This window comes from Pseudomonas sp. PIC25, from assembly GCF_002286785.1.
GTDB lineage: Bacteria > Pseudomonadota > Gammaproteobacteria > Pseudomonadales > Pseudomonadaceae > Pseudomonas_M.
In genome coordinates this window covers 48,907-63,596 of record NZ_MUJY01000132.1, presented here as the reverse complement: position 1 = coordinate 63,596, position 14,690 = coordinate 48,907, and the positions used below count along the sequence as shown (strand labels likewise).

The following is a 14,690-nucleotide window of genomic DNA, read 5'->3' as shown; positions in this document are numbered from 1 at the left end:
CTCAAAGCTGCCCCAATACCGGCGTAGCGACACTCACGCCGGCATTCTGTGCGCGGTGACGCAGCAGGTGGTCCATCAGCACGATGGCCATCATCGCCTCGGCAATAGGCGTGGCGCGGATGCCGACGCATGGGTCGTGGCGGCCCTTGGTGATCACCTCCACCGGGTTGCCGTGGATGTCGATGGAACGGCCGGGCGTGGTGATGCTGGACGTCGGTTTCAGCGCCAAGTGAGCGACGATCGGCTGGCCCGAGGAAATGCCGCCAAGGATGCCGCCGGCGTTGTTGCTAAGGAAACCCTCAGGAGTCAGCTCGTCGCGGTGTTCGGTGCCACGCTGGGACACGCTGGCGAAACCGGCGCCGATCTCCACCCCCTTCACCGCGTTGATGCTCATCAGCGCATGGGCCAGCTCGGCGTCGAGGCGGTCGAAGATCGGCTCGCCCAGCCCCGGCGGCACGCCCTCGGCGACCACGGTGATCTTCGCGCCGACCGAATCCTGATCGCGACGCAACTGGTCCATGTAAGCCTCCAGCTCCGGCACTTTGTCCGGGTCGGGGCTGAAGAAGGCGTTCTGCTCGACGCTGTCCCAGGTCTTGAATGGAATCTCGATCGGGCCGAGCTGGCTCATGAAGCCGCGCACCTGGATGCCCTGGGTCGCCAGGTACTTCTTGGCGATGGCGCCGGCGGCCACGCGCATGGCGGTTTCGCGCGCCGAGCTGCGACCGCCGCCGCGGTAGTCGCGGATGCCGTACTTGTGGTGGTAGGTGTAGTCGGCATGGGCCGGGCGGAACAGGTCCTTGATCGCCGAATAGTCCTTGGACTTCTGGTCGGTATTGCGGATCAGCAGGCCGATGGCGCAACCGGTGGTCTTGCCCTCGAACACCCCGGAGAGGATCTCCACCACATCGTCTTCCTGGCGCTGGGTGGTATGGCGGCTGGTGCCCGGCTTGCGGCGGTCGAGGTCGCGCTGCATGTCTTCCAGCGACAGCTCCAGCCCCGGCGGGCAGCCATCGACGATGGCAACCAGGGCCGGACCGTGGCTCTCGCCGGCGGTGGTGACGGTGAAAAGCTTGCCGTAGGTATTGCCGGACATGCACGCGCTCCGCGGAAATGGGCCTCGATGAAGGGCGAGCAGTATACTCGCGCCCTCCCGCCAGTTCATCCTTCGAACGTTATGCGGGCCGGCGCGTCCAATCCATTCCTCGTTACAGTAGCCCATCCATGCTGCGAGTCATCGCCTTGCTCATTTCCCTTGCCGGCACCAGCGTCCACGCCCAGACCCTCCTGCATCGCCCGATGAACCTGGACACTGGCAGCGGCGTGCTGGAAGGCAGCCTGCTGCTGCCGAAAAGCGACAGACCGGTGCCCATCGCCCTGCTGATCGCCGGCTCCGGCCCCACCGACCGCGACGGCAACAACCCCATGGGCCGCAACGACAGCCTCAAGCGCCTGGCCCAGGGGCTCGCCGGCAAGGGCATCGCCAGCCTGCGCTACGACAAGCGCGGCATCGCCGCCAGTCAACCCGCCGCGCCCGACGAACGCACCCTCAGCGTGGAGCGCTACGTGGACGATGCGGTTGCCTGGGGGCAACGGCTCAAGGCCGACCCGCGCTTCGACCGGCTGATCCTCATCGGGCATAGCGAAGGCGCCTTGATCGCCAGCCTGGCGGCACAACGCGCCGGGGCCGATGCGCTGGTGTCCATCGCCGGCAGCGGGCGCCCCATCGATCAGGTCCTGCGTACCCAATTGGAAAGCCGCCTGCCCCCGCCTCTGCTGAATTACAGCGAGGCGCTGATCGCCGAACTCAAGGCCGGCCGCAGCCATGAACAGGTACCGGACGCACTGCAGGTGCTGTTCCGCCCCAGCGTGCAACCCTATTTGATCTCACTGTTCCGCCAGGACCCGGCCGCCGCTTTCTCGCGCCTGCGCATTCCAGCGCTGATCGTCCAGGGCAGCCATGATCTGCAGGTCGGCCTCGCCGACGCCGAAGCCTTGCATGCAGCCAAGCCGGACGCTGAACTGGCGGTGATCGAGGGCATGAACCATGTGCTGCGCATCGTCCCGGCCGAGGCCGCCCGACAACTGCCCTCCTACCACGAACCGCAGCGGCCCCTGGCGCGGGCGCTGGTCGAACGGATCGCCGCGTTCATCGGAAAAAATGGCGTATAGCCATCATTCAGTCGAAAAAGAACCGGCCGATATCCAGAATAAGGAAGCGCAGCCGTGCGCCTTTCGTTGCGCATTGGCTTCTGGACACCGCGATGATCGACTCAGCCACTCCACCGACGACGACCGACGAAGCGGCCCCGAAAGCCCACCCCTGGGCGGACCTGGGGCCAGAGCACTTTTACCTCCTGCGCCTGGCGCCCCTTGCCACCGACCGCGTCACCGGTCCCCGCCCTCTGCGCTTCGTGCAGTTCGGCCGGGTTGAGCGTCACAGTCGCGAACAGAGCCTGCTGCGCCTGAGCATCCAACTGCCCGGCCAACGTCTGCGCAAGGAACAGAACGTGCTGGAGGTCTGGGCGGATCACCGCAGCAAGGAGGTCCGCTTCGGCGCCGACAGCGGTCTGCAGATCGAGCCGCTGAACCGGGGACTGGGCCGTTTCCTGATGGCCCAGGGCATTCTCTGGGCCAAGCGGCGCTGGGCGCACTACCAGGTCGAGGGCGGCGCTCTGTCGGTAAAGGACGTGCTGAACGAAGATGCTCGCCTGCGCCGCGATCACTTTCTTCGCGCCCAGGGTTTCGAAGTGAACTACCAGGATGCCCAGTTGCTCAAGGCGAGCTACGGCGCGCCCCAGGTCGGCGTCCTGCACAGCGAGTGGAACCAGGAAAAGGTCCAACTGCTCGGCATGCTGGACGTTGCCACCATGCTGCAACAGGCCGATCAGACCTTGCGCGAACAGGACTCCAGCATCCGCAAGTTGCAGGAGCGTGTCGCCCTGCTCAAGCGCGAGGACAGCACCCTGCGTTTCAGCATCGCCTGCCTGGTGGCGTTCGCCCTGTTCCAGGCCGGCCTGCTGATCTGGATCGCGACGCGCTGAAATCCCTTGATTCGGATGCTCCCGCAGGGGCGAATTCATTCGCCCGACATTGCTTTGGAAACGCCTTCAATCGCACGCTGAGCATCTACATCAGGCGTTCACCCGCGACTTGAACAGCGCCTGATACTCCCGGCATTGCGCGGCAGCGAGGAGGAACACGCCGTGGCCGCCACGCTCGAACTCCAGCCAGGTGAAGTCCACTTCGGGGTACAGCGCCTCGACATGCACCTGGCTGTTGCCCACCTCGACGATCAGAAGGCCCTTCTCGGTCAGGTGGTCGGCCGCCTCGGCCAGCATGCGCCGCACAAGGTCCAGGCCGTCATCGCCACAGGCCAGGCCCATCGCCGGTTCGTGGTGATATTCCTCGGGCATGTCGGCGAAATCTTCGGCATCCACATAGGGCGGGTTGGACACGATCAGATCGAAGCGCTGGTCCGGCAGCCCGCCGAAACCGTCGCCTTGCACGGTGTAGACGCGCTCTTCCAGGCCATGCCGCTCGATGTTCAGGTTGGCTACTTCCAACGCCTCGAAGGACAGGTCGGCCAGTACCACTTCGGCCTGGGGGAATTCGTAGGCACAGGCGATACCGATGCAGCCCGAGCCGGTGCAGAGATCGAGAATCCTCGCCGGCTCCTGCGCCAGCCAGGGCTGGAAGTGTTGCTCGATCAGCTCGGCGATGGGCGAGCGGGGAATCAGCACGCGCTCGTCGACCACGAACGGCAGTCCGCAGAACCAGGCCTCGCCGAGCAGGTAGGCCGTCGGCACCCGCTCTTCGATACGCTGCCACAGCAATGCCTGCAAATGGTCGCGCTCGTCGTCCTCGAGGCGACAGTCGAGGTAGCTGTCGGCGATTTCCCAGGGTAGGTGCAGGGCCCCCAGCACCAGCTGACGCGCCTCGTCCCAGGCATTGTCGGTGCCATGGCCGAAATACAGCCCTTCGGCGTGGAAACGGCTGACGGCCCAACGGATGTGGTCGCGCAGACTGCGCAGGCGGGAAACGGGTTGGCTCACGAACGTACTCCGGCTGAAGAAGACGGCAGTTTAGCCGATGCCTCGGAGGCGGCGCATCGCCATAAAAAAACGCCGCAATCCTCCGCAAGTATCAGTGCCGGAGCGATTGCCGCCTCGTTATACTTTGCAACGATTTCTTAACCCTTCCCATCCCTTTGAATCTGGAACCCCTTGAATGGTCATCGAACCCTTCTCGCTGACGGGCTTGCTCGTCCTGGCGATATTCCTTATTGGAATGACGCTTATCGTTTTTGAAGCACAATTGGAAATGGATAAGTTCAAGCCGGCCATGTTCATGATGTCCGGCCTAGTCGTGATCGGCGCCCACTACGCTCTCAACGACCCCAACGGCTTCAAGTATTTCCTGCACGCCCAAGAGGAAACCAAGGGCGAATTGTTCGGCCTGATCGCCTTCATGGCGTTCATGTGGATGATCGTCGAACTGCTCAACGAGCGAAACGTGTTCACCGCGCTGAACGGCTTCCTGCTGCGCAAGGGCCTGGGCGCCAAAGGCATGTTCTGGGCCACCGGCGCGCTGTCCGCCCTGCTCTCCCCGTTCATCAACAACTTCACCACGGCGATGATCTTCGGCAACTCGGTGAAGAACATCTCGGTGAACCAGCGCTACACCCATGTGGCGCTGTGCAATATCGTGGTGGCGTCCAACAGCGGTGTGTGGTTCCTCGGTACTTCCACCAGCCTCATGGTGCTGCTGGCCGGCAAGATCAGCATCGCCGGCCTGCTGCTGTTGATCCCCTCGTCGCTGATCGGCTGGCTGCTGTTCGCCGCCACGCTGCACTTCTTCTACCTGCGCGGCGTCAACGGCGGCGACCTGATCCGCGTGGCGGATCAACAGGACTCGGCGATCAAGCCGGGCGGCAGGGGGCTGGCGCTGGTCGGGCTCATTGCCATCGTCGGCGCGGTGCTCTGCAACATCCTGCTCAAGGTAGGCATCGAGTTCTCCATCGGCATCGGCCTGGGCATCGTCGCCCTCTATGCCTGGCTGCTGACGCACCGGGGCATCGAGCTGCCGTGGCAGGACCAATTGCAGAAGGTGGAATGGAACGCCCTGCTGTTCTTCATCGGCATCATCACCTCGGTCGCCTGCCTCAACCATGTGGGCTGGCTCTCCTATATCTCCCGGCTGTTCGAGCTGATGTCCCCGACCTCGGTGAACGTCATCCTCGGCGTCATCTCGGGCGTGATGGATAACGTGCCGGTGGAAGCCGCGGCGCTGATGTCCAACCCGCAGCTCGGTCTCGACCAGTGGGCGCTGAACGCCCTGATGGTCGGCATCGGCGGATCGATCACGGTGGTGGGTTCCGCCGCCGGCGTGATGGCCATGACCCTGGACAAGAGCTACAGCTTCGGCGTGCACTTCAAGTTCCTGCCGGCGATCCTGGTCAACTTCTTCGGTTCGCTGGGCGTCTGGTACCTGCAATTCCAGGTCTTCGGCCTCTACTGAGCCAGAGGCGCCCGGGACACACCCGGGCGCCGCTCCCTAGTCCGACCCGCGTCGCAGTTCGCGAATTACCGCAATGGCGATCGCCACGGCGAATAGCAGCCAGAAATGGGCGGAAAGCTCGCTGAAATAAGACATCGCAACTCCTTTTGCTTCGGCGCCCGGCTCCTCCGGACGGCTTCCTCTTTATTCGTCGCCACGCAACAGCGCCGCCGACGTTTCCAGACTGGTCCACAGCCAGTCGCTGACGGCCTTGACCCGGCCGGTATGACGCAGCTCCGCATGGCTGAGCAGCCATAGCTCGCGATGCAGGACCGGCTCTTCGCTCAGCCGCTTCAGCCCCATCGCCTCGCCGACCAGGCACGGCAGCAATGCCAGCCCGCAGCCCTCCCGGCAGGCGGCCGCCAGATTGCTCAGTCGTACCCGCGGCGGCCGACCGCCCAGCAACCGCTCCAGCCACTGCATTTCCGGCAGGTGACGCAGGCTCTCATCGTAGCCCAGCCAGGGCATCCGCGGCCAAGCCTCGCTCGGGCAGTCCTCCAACCCGGGGCCGGCAAACACAGCGTAGCCCACCTCGCCCGCCTTGCGCATGACCAGCGCACTGTCCTGGCTGGGGCGCCCCAGGCGCAGCGCGAGGTCCGCTTCGCGCCGAGTGAAGGAGAGGTTGCGATTGCTACCCACCAATTCGAGATCGAGCTGCGGGTACGCCTCCAGTAATGCCGGCAGTCGCGGGATCAGCCAGTGGCTGAACATGAACTCCACTGAAGTCAGCCGCACCGTTCCGGACAGGCGGCCCTGCTCGGCCTGCACATCCTGCAGCAGCTCACGCATCTCCCCGGCGAGCACCGCTGCACGGGCCAGCGCGGCCTCTCCGGCATCGGTCGGCCAGTAGCGACCGCCCTCGCGGACGAACAGCGTGGCCTTCAGCGCCCGCTCGGCCGCCGCCAGACGACGGCCGACCGTCGTCGCATCCACCGCCAGTTCTCGGCCGGCCCCGACCAGGCTGCCGTGGCGGGCCAGGGCCAGCAGCAGCGGTATATCGTTCCAGTCGAAAGTCATCGTCACCCTGCACTTTTGCAGTTCAAGTCAGCAAGCATAACGGTTTCTACTGCATTTACGCAGACACAGAATGGAGCCCTCAACCCAACGGAGTGCCTCCCCATGACCCATCCAAGTCTTTTCCAACTGAGCGGCCTCGGCTACCCGCCCGCCGGCCTGGACAACGCGACCCTGCTGATCATCGACGCCCAAGAGGAGTACCGCAGCGGCGACCTCGCCCTGCCGGGCCTGCAGCCTGCCCTGGCGGAAATCGCCACGCTGCTGGAACGTGCCCGAGCCGCCGGCACCCCGGTCGTCCACGTCCGCCACCTGGGAATTCCCGGCGGCCTGTTCGATCCAGAAGGTCAGCGCGGCGCCATACTCGCCGAGCTGACACCCACGGCGAACGAAACGGTGGTGACCAAGCGGCTGCCCAACGCCTTCGCCGGGACCGAGCTGCATCCCCTGCTCGGCGAACTCGGCCGGCGAGACCTGATCGTCTGCGGTTTCATGAGCCACATGTGCGTGAGCAGCACCGTCCGGGTCGCCAAGGACCTCGGCTACCGTTGCACCCTGGTCGACAGTGCCTGTGCCACCCGCCCGCTCGTTGGCCTGGATGGCGTGATGGACGCAACGACCCTGCATCGCGCCGCGATGACCGCACTGGCCGACAACTTCGCCGTGGTCGTGCCGACAGCGGACGACCTGCCGGCATGATCTGCCCCGCGCCCGCCAGCAGTGGCGGGTGCGCCAGACGAATTCCTCGCTCTCGGAAAGAGACCCGGTCGCGATGAGATGTGCAGGGGACGGTTCACATCCGGCGTCGGCGGGGCGACAATTGGCCCATTGTCATTTGCGAGGAAACAGCCATGTCCCAGCCGCAAACCATGTTCCAGCTCAGCGGCCGAGGCTATGCGCCCGCCACCCTGAGCAACGCCACCCTGCTGATCATCGACGCCCAGGAGGAATACCGCAGCGGCGCCCTGGCCCTGCCGGGTCTCGACGCCGCGGCGGCGGAAATCGCCAGCCTGCTCGGCGCTGCGCGAGCGACCGGCGTCGCGGTGGTCCATGTCCGACACCTCGGCATCACTGGCGGACTGTTCGATCCCCAGGGGCCGCGTGGCCAGTTCCTGCCCGAGCTTGCTCCGCAGCCGGGCGAAGTCGTGGTCGAGAAACGCCTGCCGAACGCCTTCGCCGGCACGGAACTGCATGACCGCCTCCAGGCGTTGGGCCACTTAGACCTGATCGTCTGCGGCTTCATGACCCACTCGAGCATCAGCACCACCGTTCGTGCCTGCAAGGATTATGGTTATCGTTGCACCCTGGTCGACAGCGCCTGCGCCACGCGCGATTTGCCCAGCCCCGAAGGTGTGATCCAGGCCGACGTCGTGCATCGCATGGAGATGGCAATATTGGCCGATAACTTCGCCACTGTCGTTCAGCAAGCCAAGGCGCTGATCTGAACTCGGCATCGCGGGGCCAGCGAGACCCGTACAGCGCGGCCCGGAACCGCACCCCGGCCCGCGGGTCTCACCTCCTTTCCCAAGAGGAAGATCGGAATGAAGTTGTCCGATAGTTACGACGCCCGTCATGTACGCCCGCGCCGGCCCGGTCGCTGGCGCTGGCGTTTCGGCGCGGCCATCGCGGCACTGCTCGCCACCTTCGGCATCCTGCTGGCGATGGCCGGTGCCGCCACCCTCCTGGGACGTCCGCCGGCGCTCGGCGGGCTCAACGACACTCCGGCCGATGCCAGCATCCTGCTGGCGCTCGGCTTGTTCCTCCTCTGGTTCGGCATCCTCGCCTGGCGTATTTGCCGGCGCCGGCTGCGCCGCCCGAGCGACCTGACCCTGGCGCCTCACCTGCTGAAGAAGCGTGGCTGATCCGACCCCGGACGTCGGGTAAACTAGGCCCCTTCGCGGAGGCCCCATGCAAGACGACGACAACGACAGCTCCCTTTTCATGTCCGAAATGCGCGGCGTGAAACCGATCCAACACGATCGCGCCGACACCGGCAAACCCAAGGCCGACCGCCAGCAGATTGCCCAGCGCCGCCAAGCCGCCACTCTTAAGCCGATCTCGACCAAGGTCGACGGCCTGTCCGACCAGTTCGTCATCGACGTCGGCGCCGAAGACGAGCTCTACTGGGCACGCGACGGCGTCCAGGAAGGCCAGATGCGCAAGCTCAAGGCCGGCCAGGTCGCCTTCGAAGGCAGCCTGGACCTACACGGCATGACCGTGGAAAAGGCCCGGCAAACGCTCTGGGACTTCCTCGCCGAAGCGGCGAAGCTGGAAATCCGTTGCGTGCGGGTCACCCACGGCAAGGCCGCCCGTCTCGACGGCAAACGCCCCTTGATCAAGAGCCATGTGAACACCTGGTTGCGCCAGCATCCGCAGGTGCTCGGCTTCACCTCCTGCCTGCCCCGGCACGGCGGCACCGGCGCGCTCTACGTCCTGCTCAAACGCACCATGCTCGAAGGACGCGATGAGTAACGCTCCCCGGCCGGCCATCCGCCGCCCTTGCCAGCGCGCCGCGCGCGCCCTACCCTTCGCGTTTGCGTAACACCCTAGGTCCCATCCATGTCCCTGGAACAGCATTACACCGCGATCATCGGCCAGCTCGGCGAAGACACCAGCCGCGAAGGCCTGATCGACACTCCCAAGCGCGCCGCCAAAGCCATGCAGTACCTCTGCCGCGGCTACCAGCAGACCCTCGACGAAATCGTCAACGGCGCGCTGTTCAGCTCAGACAACAGCGAAATGGTGCTGGTGAAGAACATCGAGCTGTACTCCCTGTGCGAACACCACCTGCTGCCCTTCATCGGCAAGGCGCATGTGGCTTACATCCCCAACGGCAAGGTTCTCGGCCTGTCGAAGGTGGCACGGATCGTCGACATGTACGCCCGCCGCCTGCAGATCCAGGAGAACCTCAGCCGGCAGATCGCCGAAGCCGTGCAACAGGTCACCGGTGCCCTCGGCGTCGCGGTGGTCATCGAGGCGCAGCACATGTGCATGATGATGCGCGGCGTGGAGAAGCAGAACTCGTCGATGGTGACCTCGGTGATGCTCGGCGAATTCCGCGAGAGCGCCGCCACCCGCAGCGAGTTTCTCAGCCTGATCGGTTGATCGCCGCCCAAGAAAAAACCGGCCTTGCGCCGGTTTTTTCATGCCCTCGATTCGTCAGCCCAGCATGGTCACATGCCGCGGATGGCTGGCAACCCGGTCCATCCAGGCGCGGATCGCCGGATAGCCCTGCAGGTCGATGCCGCCTTCGTGGGCAACGTGGGTATAGGCGTAGAGCGCCACATCGGCAATGGAATAACGATCGCCGACCAGGTAGGGCGTACGCAGCAACTGCCGCTCCATCACATCCAGTGCCTTGTAGCTGCCCTTGCGCTTCTCCTCGAACTCGGCGCGACGCTCTTCCGGCAAGCCGAGGTAAAGCATGATGAAGCGCGCGACGGCGACATACGGCTCATGGCTGTACTGCTCGAAGAACTGCCATTGCAACACCTGAGTGCGCAGACGCGGCTCGGTGGGCAGGAATTCGGTTCCTTCGGCGAGGAAATTGAGGATCGCATTGGACTCCCAGAGGCAGCTTCCGTCGTCCAGCTCCAGCACCGGAATCTTGCCGTTGGGATTCTTTTCCAGGAATTCGGGGGTCCGCGTCTCGCCCTTGAGAATATCCACCGGAACCCACTCGTAGGGCTGGCCCAGCAGATTGAGCATCAGCTTGACCTTGTAGCAGTTGCCGGACCGGTAATCGCCATAGACCTTGTACATGGTGTTCTCTCCTTTCCTAGGCGGCCTCTGCCTTCAGGGCCTCACGAACGACGGCGGCCAGACGGCCGATCCCCTCACCCAGGCGCTCCGGCGCCACATGGCTGAAATTCAGCCGCAGATGGCCAGGATGCAAATCGGGCTGGATAAAGAAGGGTTCGCCCGGCATGAAGGCGACGTTCTGCTCCAGCGCCGGCTTCAGCAGGCTACGGGTGTCGATCCGCTGCTTGAGGGTCAGCCAGAAGAACAACCCGCCCTGGGGAATCTCCCAGTCGGCCAGGTCGGCGAAGTGCTCCAGCAGCACCGCCTGCATGGCGTCGCGGCGAACGCGGTAGAAATCGCGCAACTCGGCCAAGTGCTCGCGGTATTGCTCCGTGCCGATCCACTGCAGCGCCTGCCACTGACCGATGCGATTGGTGTGCAGGTCGGCGGACTGCTTGAGGCGCAGCAGGTAGGGGAAAAGATCCGGGCTGGCGATCAGGAAACCGACGCGCAGGCCCGGCAGTAAGGTCTTGGAGACGGTGCCGGTGTAGATCCAGCTGGCCTTCTTCAGACGGCTGACGATGGGTTGGGCACTGCCGGCATCGAACACCAGCTCACGGTAGGGTTCGTCCTCTATCAAGGTCACGCCGAATTCGTCGAGCAGGGCCGCCACGGCATCGCGCTTGGCTTCGCTATAGCGCACGCCAGATGGGTTCTGGAAAGTCGGGATCAGGTAGGCGAAGGCCGGCTTGTGCTGCTCCAAACGCTGGCGCAGGGCGGCCAGCTCAGGGCCGTCGGCTTCCTGGGGCACGCCCAGGCAGTGGGCACCGAACAGTTGGAAAGCCTGCAGCGCCGCCAAGTAGGTGGGCGCTTCCAGCAGCACCTCGGTACCCGGATCGATGAACAGCTTGGAGGCCAGGTCGAGGGTTTGCTGCGAGCCGCTGACGATCAGCACCTGGCTCGCCTCGCAGGGCACGCCCAAGGCACGCGCCTCGGCGGCGATGGCCTCGCGCAGGGCCGGCTCGCCCTCGCTCATGCCGTACTGGCCGACGCTCGTCGGCATCGCGCTCCAATCCATCTGCGGCAGCATCGGCTCGGCCGGCAGGCCGCCAGCGAAGGACATGACTTCCGGACGCTGCGCCGCGGCGAGGATTTCACGGATCAGGGAGCTTTTCAGGCGGGCGATGCGTTCGGAGAAGGCCATGGATGTCACCGGGGTGCGAAGGCAAGGAATATGAGTCAAACTGCTTGACCGAAACTACGCCGCACCGGACAGATACGTCAATATGCCTGACCTAAAAAAAACAAGCGTCCAGCAACAGGCCATGGAAGCTTTCTTCTTCGGCTACCAGGCGTTCACCGCCAAGCCGGACGAAATGCTCGCCCGCCGCGGCCTGTCGCGCGTCCACCACCGCATCCTGTTCTTCATCGCCCGCTATCCGGGGCTCAGCGTCAAGGAACTGCTCGGCTACCTCGGCGTGAGCAAGCAGGCGCTGAACACGCCGCTGCGTCAACTGATGGAAATGCACCTGGTGGAAAGCGTCGCGGCACCGGACGACAAACGCAAACGCCTGCTCGGCTTCACCCCGGAAGGCGCGCGCCTGGAAGCGGCGCTGCGCCGAGAACAGGTCCGGTTGCTGGAGAAGGCCTTCGCCGAGGCCGGTGACACGGCTGTCGAGGGCTGGCTGGCAGTGAACCAAGCCCTCGGGGCGGTACGCCAGGGCGAATAGCGCTCAACGGGGCTCGCTCAGCCCTTCCAGCTCCGCCGCACCGCGGAAGAATACCAGGGCCATGGCTACGCCGGCCGCCAGGGCCGGAATCACCGCGAGCATCATGAGGACGACCGACGCGAGTAGCGGGCCTGCGGCGATCTCCAGCCAGGCCAGCACCTTGAACGGCGGTGAAACGTTCTGCACCTTGAGCAGACGGATGCCGAACCAGAGGGTGAGCAACCCCAGGATGCCGGTCAGCACGAGGTAGGTGATCGAGCGCCAGTCCAACGCTTCCAGACCGCTGCCGAACACTACGCCTTCCATCGCCAGACTGACCGCGACGGTCGCCCACACCGGTATGCCCAGCCCGCGCGCCTCGAAGCGAGCCTCGGCGAACCCCTTGAAGCGGATCAGCAGGTAGTTGCCCAGCAACACCATGGCGATCCCGATCCACTCGCCGTAGGTTTCCAGGTCGGGCATCCGCAGCGCAGCGCCCACCAGCGACATCACCAGGAACACCAGGGTGCCGAAGGTGGAAACCAGGCTCAGCCAACCGAGCACGCGCAACTGCGAGGCATTCCAGCCTTGGAGTGAATGCGGGGCGGCATCGTCCACCAGTTCCACGGTGGGGGCGGCATAGGGGTTTTCGTCCATGGGTGTTCCTCGATTCGCTGGCACTTCAGGCTGTTCTCGACACAGTAGTTTTTCAAGCGACGGCTAACCACCGGTACAGTAACCGAACCTCGCCGACTGTATCGCCCATTGCTGCATCCGCTGTACCGCGACGGCCGCCCCCCACAGCACATAGGCTGTTGGCTCTTGCGTGGAGCCTGCCCGATGAACCCTGAACTGCTGGTCGCCTTCGTCGCCTTCGCTTTTGTCACCTCGGTCACGCCGGGGCCGAACAACATGATGCTGCTCGCCTCCGGCGTGAACTTCGGGGTGCGCCGCAGCCTGCCGCACATGCTCGGCATCAGTCTGGGCTTCATGGTGCTGGTGATCGCGGTGGGCCTCGGGCTCGGCCAGTTGTTCGAACGCTTTCCCGCGCTGTACACGGCATTGCGTTACGCCGGCGGTGCCTACCTGCTTTACTTGGCCTGGAAGATCGCCGGTGCCGGCGCGCCCCAAGGCGGCGCCACCGCCAGCGGCAAACCGCTGACCTTCCTCCAGGCCGCAGCCTTCCAATGGGTCAATCCCAAGGCCTGGGTCATGGCCATCGGCGCCATCACCACCTACACGCCGCAGGAGAATTTCCTCGTCAACGTGGTGCTGATCGCCGCCCTGTTCGCCCTGGTCAACTGCCCGAGCGTCGGGCTCTGGACCGTCGCCGGCAGCCTGCTGCGCCGCTGGCTGGAGGACCCGCGCGTGCGCCGCTGCTTCAACATCGGCATGGCGCTGCTGCTGGTGGCCTCCCTTTACCCTATCCTGGCCGATGTACAAGGAACCCTTTCATGAGTGACAGCGCTCCCACCATGGACACGCCCGCACGCCTGCGCCCGCTGGCCGACTCTTCGCCCTCCGCCGTGGTGGCCGGCTTCATCGCCATGCTCACCGGCTACACCAGCTCGCTGGCGCTGATGTTCCAGGCCGGTCAGGCCGCCGGCCTGAGTACCGCGCAGATTTCCTCGTGGATATGGGCGCTGTCGATCGGCATGGCGGTGTGCACCATCGGCCTGTCGCTGCGCTACCGCGCACCCATCGTCGTCGCCTGGTCGACCCCCGGCGCCGCGCTATTGATCACCAGCCTGCCCGGGGTCAGCTACGGCGAGGCCATCGGTGCCTTCATCGTCTGCGCCGCCCTGCTCGCCCTGGTCGGCCTCACCGGCGGTTTCGAGCGGCTGATGCGCCGCTTGCCGGGCTCGCTGGCCGCCGCGCTGCTGGCCGGCATCCTGTTCCGTATCGGCAGCGAAATCTTTCTCGCCGCCCAACACAGCACCGCGCTGGTGTTGGCGATGTTCTTCACCTATCTGTTCGGCAAGCGCCTGGCGCCGCGCTACGCCATCCTCGCCACACTGCTGGTCGGTGGCGGGGTGGCTGGCGTGCTCGGCCTGTTGGATTTTTCCGGTTTCGAGGTACAGGTCGCCGTACCGGTCTGGACCACGCCGAGCTTCTCGCTGCCGGCGATCGTCGGCATCGCCATCCCGCTGTTCATCGTCGCCATGGCGTCGCAGAACATCCCCGGCATCGTCGTACTGCGTGCGGACGGCTATGACGTCCCGGCATCGCCGCTGATTTCGGTAACCGGTGTCGCCTCGCTGCTGCTGGCGCCGTTCGGCTCCCACGGCATCAACCTGGCAGCCATCAGCGCAGCCATCTGCACCGGCGCGGAGGCCCACGAAAATCCGCGCAAGCGCTACACCGCCGCGCTCTGGTGCGGCCTGTTCTACGGGATCGCCGGTATCTTCGCCGCCACCCTGGCCGCGCTGTTCGCCGCCCTGCCGACGGCCCTGGTGCTATCCATCGCCGCCCTGGCGCTGTTCGGCTCCATCGGCAGTGGCCTGAGCAATGCGATGCAGGAACCGAAGGAACGCGAAGCGGCGCTGGTGACCTTCATGGTCACCGCCTCGGGGATGACGCTGTTGTCCATCGGCTCGGCATTCTGGGGGCTGATCGCCGGCGTGCTGACCCTGCTGATTCTCAACTGGCGCAAGACCGTCTGAGCCCCTC

The 14,690-nt window shown here is 65.1% G+C and carries 17 protein-coding genes; 11 read left to right on the top strand and 6 right to left on the bottom strand.

Translation table 11 applies throughout. The annotated features are described in order from the left end of the window. Position 1: 1 nt before the first annotated feature. The gene (gene aroC / locus BZL41_RS16630) at positions 2–1,093 is read right to left on the bottom strand and encodes a chorismate synthase (protein ID WP_095600339.1); all 1,092 of its coding nucleotides are present in this window, start codon (positions 1,091–1,093) and stop codon (positions 2–4) included. 128 nt (positions 1,094–1,221) lie between these two features. On the opposite strand from aroC, the gene BZL41_RS16625 reads away from it, so the two are divergent. Both BZL41_RS16625 and BZL41_RS16620 read left to right on the top strand, forming a co-directional pair. Continuing rightward, positions 1,222–2,169: an alpha/beta hydrolase gene (locus BZL41_RS16625; RefSeq protein ID WP_095600338.1), complete on the top strand. Its 948-nt coding sequence runs from the start codon at positions 1,222–1,224 to the stop codon at positions 2,167–2,169. Positions 2,170–2,261: 92 nt separating this feature from the next. Then, entirely contained in the window at positions 2,262–3,041 is a 780-nt protein-coding gene (locus BZL41_RS16620) for a hypothetical protein (protein WP_095600337.1), read from the top strand. A 90-nt stretch (positions 3,042–3,131) separates the two neighbouring features. Here the strand turns inward: BZL41_RS16620 and prmB are convergent, their stop codons facing one another. Beyond that, complete coding sequence (gene prmB / locus BZL41_RS16615; protein ID WP_095600336.1) at positions 3,132–4,052, bottom strand: 50S ribosomal protein L3 N(5)-glutamine methyltransferase; 921 nt, start codon at positions 4,050–4,052, stop codon at positions 3,132–3,134. A gap of 175 nt (positions 4,053–4,227) precedes the next feature. Here prmB and nhaD point away from each other — a divergent pair, with 175 nt between their 5' ends. Further along, positions 4,228–5,517, top strand: a complete 1,290-nt coding sequence (gene nhaD / locus BZL41_RS16610; protein WP_095600335.1) for a sodium:proton antiporter NhaD — start codon at positions 4,228–4,230, stop codon at positions 5,515–5,517. A 183-nt stretch (positions 5,518–5,700) separates the two neighbouring features. On the opposite strand, the gene BZL41_RS16605 is transcribed toward nhaD, so the two are convergent. Beyond that, on the bottom strand, positions 5,701–6,573 hold the full coding sequence (locus BZL41_RS16605; RefSeq protein WP_095600334.1) for a LysR family transcriptional regulator: 873 nt from the start codon (positions 6,571–6,573) through the stop codon (positions 5,701–5,703). Positions 6,574–6,675: 102 nt separating this feature from the next. Here BZL41_RS16605 and BZL41_RS16600 point away from each other — a divergent pair, with 102 nt between their 5' ends. The 5 genes from BZL41_RS16600 to folE all read left to right on the top strand — a co-directional run bounded on the left by BZL41_RS16600 (position 6,676) and on the right by folE (position 9,675). Continuing rightward, positions 6,676–7,269, top strand: coding sequence for a cysteine hydrolase family protein (locus BZL41_RS16600; protein ID WP_095600333.1), 594 nt, complete (start codon positions 6,676–6,678; stop codon positions 7,267–7,269). Positions 7,270–7,421: 152 nt separating this feature from the next. After that, entirely contained in the window at positions 7,422–8,015 is a 594-nt protein-coding gene (locus BZL41_RS16595) for a cysteine hydrolase family protein (protein WP_095600332.1), read from the top strand. A gap of 96 nt (positions 8,016–8,111) precedes the next feature. Next, on the top strand, positions 8,112–8,432 hold the full coding sequence (locus BZL41_RS16590) for a hypothetical protein (RefSeq protein ID WP_095600331.1): 321 nt from the start codon (positions 8,112–8,114) through the stop codon (positions 8,430–8,432). 46 nt (positions 8,433–8,478) lie between these two features. Further along, positions 8,479–9,042, top strand: a complete 564-nt coding sequence (locus BZL41_RS16585) for a Smr/MutS family protein (protein WP_095600330.1) — start codon at positions 8,479–8,481, stop codon at positions 9,040–9,042. 87 nt (positions 9,043–9,129) lie between these two features. Then, positions 9,130–9,675, top strand: coding sequence for a GTP cyclohydrolase I FolE (folE, locus tag BZL41_RS16580; RefSeq protein ID WP_084339175.1), 546 nt, complete (start codon positions 9,130–9,132; stop codon positions 9,673–9,675). A gap of 54 nt (positions 9,676–9,729) precedes the next feature. Here folE and BZL41_RS16575 read toward each other — a convergent pair whose 3' ends face one another. Together BZL41_RS16575 and BZL41_RS16570 are read right to left on the bottom strand one after the other, a co-directional pair. Next, positions 9,730–10,332, bottom strand: a complete 603-nt coding sequence (locus BZL41_RS16575) for a glutathione S-transferase family protein (RefSeq protein ID WP_095600329.1) — start codon at positions 10,330–10,332, stop codon at positions 9,730–9,732. A 16-nt stretch (positions 10,333–10,348) separates the two neighbouring features. Next, positions 10,349–11,515 carry a PLP-dependent aminotransferase family protein gene (locus tag BZL41_RS16570; RefSeq protein ID WP_095600328.1) on the bottom strand — a complete coding sequence of 389 codons (1,167 nt, stop codon included), beginning with the start codon at positions 11,513–11,515 and terminating at the stop codon, positions 10,349–10,351. Between the two features lie 82 nt (positions 11,516–11,597). On the opposite strand from BZL41_RS16570, the gene BZL41_RS16565 reads away from it, so the two are divergent. Further along, positions 11,598–12,041, top strand: a complete 444-nt coding sequence (locus BZL41_RS16565) for a MarR family winged helix-turn-helix transcriptional regulator (protein WP_095600327.1) — start codon at positions 11,598–11,600, stop codon at positions 12,039–12,041. 3 nt (positions 12,042–12,044) lie between these two features. On the opposite strand, the gene BZL41_RS16560 is transcribed toward BZL41_RS16565, so the two are convergent. Beyond that, positions 12,045–12,677 carry a hypothetical protein gene (locus tag BZL41_RS16560; protein ID WP_095600326.1) on the bottom strand — a complete coding sequence of 211 codons (633 nt, stop codon included), beginning with the start codon at positions 12,675–12,677 and terminating at the stop codon, positions 12,045–12,047. Positions 12,678–12,860: 183 nt separating this feature from the next. On the opposite strand from BZL41_RS16560, the gene BZL41_RS16555 reads away from it, so the two are divergent. Together BZL41_RS16555 and BZL41_RS16550 are read left to right on the top strand one after the other, a co-directional pair. Beyond that, positions 12,861–13,478 (top strand): LysE family translocator, encoded by a 618-nt coding sequence (locus BZL41_RS16555; protein ID WP_095600325.1) that lies wholly within the window; start codon positions 12,861–12,863, stop codon positions 13,476–13,478. Between the two features lie 17 nt (positions 13,479–13,495). Further along, positions 13,496–14,683 carry a benzoate/H(+) symporter BenE family transporter gene (locus BZL41_RS16550; protein WP_168191021.1) on the top strand — a complete coding sequence of 396 codons (1,188 nt, stop codon included), beginning with the start codon at positions 13,496–13,498 and terminating at the stop codon, positions 14,681–14,683. The last annotated feature ends 7 nt before the right edge of the window (positions 14,684–14,690 follow it).